General features: G+C 50.1%; 1 tRNA gene and 3 rRNA genes. All 4 read left to right on the top strand.

The window, feature by feature from the left end:
- Positions 1-1,340 (top strand): 16S ribosomal RNA (locus tag PCY14_RS09790); the annotation flags it as partial.
- Positions 1,341-1,394: 54 nt separating this feature from the next.
- Positions 1,395-1,467 (top strand) — tRNA-Ala (locus PCY14_RS09785).
- Positions 1,468-1,613: 146 nt separating this feature from the next.
- A 23S ribosomal RNA gene (locus PCY14_RS09780) occupies positions 1,614-4,513 on the top strand.
- A gap of 83 nt (positions 4,514-4,596) precedes the next feature.
- A 5S ribosomal RNA gene (gene rrf, locus PCY14_RS09775) occupies positions 4,597-4,712 on the top strand.
- Positions 4,713-4,717: the final 5 nt, after the last annotated feature.

Here is a 4,717-nt window from a genome sequence, read left to right as displayed (position 1 = left end):
AAAGGGGCAACTGCTCCACTACAAGATGGACCTGCGTTGTATTAGCTAGTAGGTGAGGTAACGGCTCACCTAGGCGACGATACATAGCCGACCTGAGAGGGTGATCGGCCACACTGGGACTGAGACACGGCCCAGACTCCTACGGGAGGCAGCAGTAGGGAATCTTCGGCAATGGGGGCAACCCTGACCGAGCAACGCCGCGTGAGTGAAGAAGGTTTTCGGATCGTAAAGCTCTGTTGTAAGTCAAGAACGAGTGTGAGAGTGGAAAGTTCACACTGTGACGGTAGCTTACCAGAAAGGGACGGCTAACTACGTGCCAGCAGCCGCGGTAATACGTAGGTCCCGAGCGTTGTCCGGATTTATTGGGCGTAAAGCGAGCGCAGGCGGTTTGATAAGTCTGAAGTTAAAGGCTGTGGCTCAACCATAGTTCGCTTTGGAAACTGTCAAACTTGAGTGCAGAAGGGGAGAGTGGAATTCCATGTGTAGCGGTGAAATGCGTAGATATATGGAGGAACACCGGTGGCGAAAGCGGCTCTCTGGTCTGTAACTGACGCTGAGGCTCGAAAGCGTGGGGAGCGAACAGGATTAGATACCCTGGTAGTCCACGCCGTAAACGATGAGTGCTAGGTGTTGGGTCCTTTCCGGGATTCAGTGCCGCAGCTAACGCATTAAGCACTCCGCCTGGGGAGTACGACCGCAAGGTTGAAACTCAAAGGAATTGACGGGGGCCCGCACAAGCGGTGGAGCATGTGGTTTAATTCGAAGCAACGCGAAGAACCTTACCAGGTCTTGACATCCCGATGCTATTTCTAGAGATAGGAAGTTACTTCGGTACATCGGTGACAGGTGGTGCATGGTTGTCGTCAGCTCGTGTCGTGAGATGTTGGGTTAAGTCCCGCAACGAGCGCAACCCCTATTGTTAGTTGCCATCATTCAGTTGGGCACTCTAGCGAGACTGCCGGTAATAAACCGGAGGAAGGTGGGGATGACGTCAAATCATCATGCCCCTTATGACCTGGGCTACACACGTGCTACAATGGTTGGTACAACGAGTTGCGAGTCGGTGACGGCGAGCTAATCTCTTAAAGCCAATCTCAGTTCGGATTGTAGGCTGCAACTCGCCTACATGAAGTCGGAATCGCTAGTAATCGCGGATCAGCACGCCGCGGTGAATACGTTCCCGGGCCTTGTACACACCGCCCGTCACACCACGAGAGTTTGTAACACCCGAAGTCGGTGAGGTAACCTTATGGAGCCAGCCGCCTAAGGTGGGATAGATGATTGGGGTGAAGTCGTAACAAGGTAGCCGTATCGGAAGGTGCGGCTGGATCACCTCCTTTCTAAGGAAAAACGGAATGTACTTGAGTTTCTTATTTAGTTTTGAGAGGTCTTGTGGGGCCTTAGCTCAGCTGGGAGAGCGCCTGCTTTGCACGCAGGAGGTCAGCGGTTCGATCCCGCTAGGCTCCATTGAATCGAAAGATTCAAGTATTGTCCATTGAAAATTGAATATCTATATCAAATTCCATATGTAATAAAATACATATAGATAGTAACAAGAAAATAAACCGAAACGCTGTGAATATTTAATGAGTTAGGTCGTAAGACCAAAATAAGGTTAAGTTAATAAGGGCGCACGGTGGATGCCTTGGCACTAGAAGCCGATGAAGGACGTGACTAACGACGAAATGCTTTGGGGAGCTGTAAGTGAGCAAAGATCCAGAGATGTCCGAATGGGGGAACCCGGCAGGTAATGCCTGTCACTCATTACTGTTAAGGTAATGAAGAGGAAGACGCAGTGAACTGAAACATCTAAGTAGCTGCAGGAAGAGAAAGCAAAAGCGATTGCCTTAGTAGCGGCGAGCGAAATGGCAAGAGGGCAAACCGAAGAGTTTACTCTTCGGGGTTGTAGGACTGCGATGTGGACTTAAAGATTATAGAAGAACTACCTGGGAAGGTAGGCCAAAGAGAGTAACAGCCTCGTATTCGAAATAGTCTTTATACCTAGCAGTATCCTGAGTACGGCGAGACACGAGAAATCTCGTCGGAATCTGGGAGGACCATCTCCCAACCCTAAATACTCTCTAGTGACCGATAGTGAACCAGTACCGTGAGGGAAAGGTGAAAAGCACCCCGGGAGGGGAGTGAAATAGAACCTGAAACCGTGTGCCTACAACAAGTTCGAGCCCGTTAATGGGTGAGAGCGTGCCTTTTGTAGAATGAACCGGCGAGTTACGATATGATGCGAGGTTAAGTTGAAGAGACGGAGCCGCAGGGAAACCGAGTCTTAATAGGGCACCATAGTATCATGTCGTAGACCCGAAACCATGTGACCTACCCATGAGCAGGTTGAAGGTGAGGTAAAACTCACTGGAGGACCGAACCAGGGCACGTTGAAAAGTGCTTGGATGACTTGTGGGTAGCGGAGAAATTCCAAACGAACTTGGAGATAGCTGGTTCTCTCCGAAATAGCTTTAGGGCTAGCGTCGATGTTAAGTCTCTTGGAGGTAGAGCACTGTTTGGGTGAGGGGTCCATCCCGGATTACCAATCTCAGATAAACTCCGAATGCCAATGAGATATAATCGGCAGTCAGACTGCGAGTGCTAAGATCCGTAGTCGAAAGGGAAACAGCCCAGACCACCAGCTAAGGTCCCAAAATATATGTTAAGTGGAAAAGGATGTGGGGTTGCACAGACAACTAGGATGTTAGCTTAGAAGCAGCTATTCATTCAAAGAGTGCGTAATAGCTCACTAGTCGAGTGACCCTGCGCCGAAAATGTACCGGGGCTAAAACATATTACCGAAGCTGTGGATACCTTTATAGGTATGGTAGGAGAGCGTTCTATGTGCGAAGAAGGTGTACCGTGAGGAGTGCTGGAGCGCATAGAAGTGAGAATGCCGGTATGAGTAGCGAAAGACAGGTGAGAATCCTGTCCACCGTAAGACTAAGGTTTCCAGGGGAAGGCTCGTCCGCCCTGGGTTAGTCGGGACCTAAGGAGAGACCGAAAGGTGTATCCGATGGCCAACAGGTTGATATTCCTGTACTAGAGTATATAGTGATGGAGGGACGCAGTAGGCTAACTAAACCAGACGAATGGAAGAGTCTGGCCAAGCAGTGAGGTGTGATATGAGTCAAATGCTTATATCTCTAACATTGAGCTGTGATGGGTAGCGAAGTTTAGTAGCGAAGTTAGTGATGTCACACTGCCAAGAAAAGCTTCTAGCGTTAATTATACTCTACCCGTACCGCAAACCGACACAGGTAGTCGAGGCGAGTAGCCTCAGGTGAGCGAGAGAACTCTCGTTAAGGAACTCGGCAAAATGGCCCCGTAACTTCGGGAGAAGGGGCGCTGACTGATAGTCAGCCGCAGTGAATAGGCCCAAGCAACTGTTTATCAAAAACACAGCTCTCTGCTAAATCGTAAGATGATGTATAGGGGGTGACGCCTGCCCGGTGCTGGAAGGTTAAGAGGAGTGCTTAGCGTAAGCGAAGGTATGAATTGAAGCCCCAGTAAACGGCGGCCGTAACTATAACGGTCCTAAGGTAGCGAAATTCCTTGTCGGGTAAGTTCCGACCCGCACGAAAGGCGTAATGATTTGGGCACTGTCTCAACGAGAGACTCGGTGAAATTTTAGTACCTGTGAAGATGCAGGTTACCCGCGACAGGACGGAAAGACCCCATGGAGCTTTACTGCAGTTTGATATTGAGTATCTGTACCACATGTACAGGATAGGTAGGAGCCTAGGACCTCGGGACGCCAGTTTCGAGTGAGGCGTTGTTGGGATACTACCCTTGTGTTATGGCTACTCTAACCCAGATAGGTTATCCCTATCGGAGACAGTGTCTGACGGGCAGTTTGACTGGGGCGGTCGCCTCCTAAAAGGTAACGGAGGCGCCCAAAGGTTCCCTCAGAATGGTTGGAAATCATTCGCAGAGTGTAAAGGTATAAGGGAGCTTGACTGCGAGAGCTACAACTCGAGCAGGGACGAAAGTCGGGCTTAGTGATCCGGTGGTTCCGCATGGAAGGGCCATCGCTCAACGGATAAAAGCTACCCTGGGGATAACAGGCTTATCTCCCCCAAGAGTTCACATCGACGGGGAGGTTTGGCACCTCGATGTCGGCTCGTCGCATCCTGGGGCTGTAGTCGGTCCCAAGGGTTGGGCTGTTCGCCCATTAAAGCGGCACGCGAGCTGGGTTCAGAACGTCGTGAGACAGTTCGGTCCCTATCCGTCGCGGGCGTAGGAAATTTGAGAGGATCTGCTCCTAGTACGAGAGGACCAGAGTGGACTTACCGCTGGTGTACCAGTTGTTCTGCCAAGAGCATCGCTGGGTAGCTATGTAGGGAAGGGATAAACGCTGAAAGCATCTAAGTGTGAAGCCCACCTCAAGATGAGATTTCCCATGATTATATATCAGTAAGAGCCCTGAGAGATGATCAGGTTGATAGGTTAGGAGTGGAAGTGTGGTGACACATGTAGCGGACTAATACTAATAGCTCGAGGACTTATCCAAAGCAAGTAACTGAGAGACATTGATAGCGTGAAGGTTTCTTGAGACGGTATAGATATTCAATTTTGAGTTGAGAATACTCAGAGTTAAGTGACGATAGCCTAGGAGATACACCTGTTCCCATGCCGAACACAGCAGTTAAGCCCTAGAACGCCTGAAGTAGTTGGGGGTTGCCCCCTGTTAGATATGGTAGTCGCTTAGCATTTA

Source organism: Streptococcus sp. SV2 (assembly GCF_030440175.1).
Lineage (GTDB): Bacteria > Bacillota > Bacilli > Lactobacillales > Streptococcaceae > Streptococcus > Streptococcus raffinosi.
Note: the sequence above shows the minus strand (reverse complement) of the source record. Positions and strands in the feature narration are given on the sequence as shown.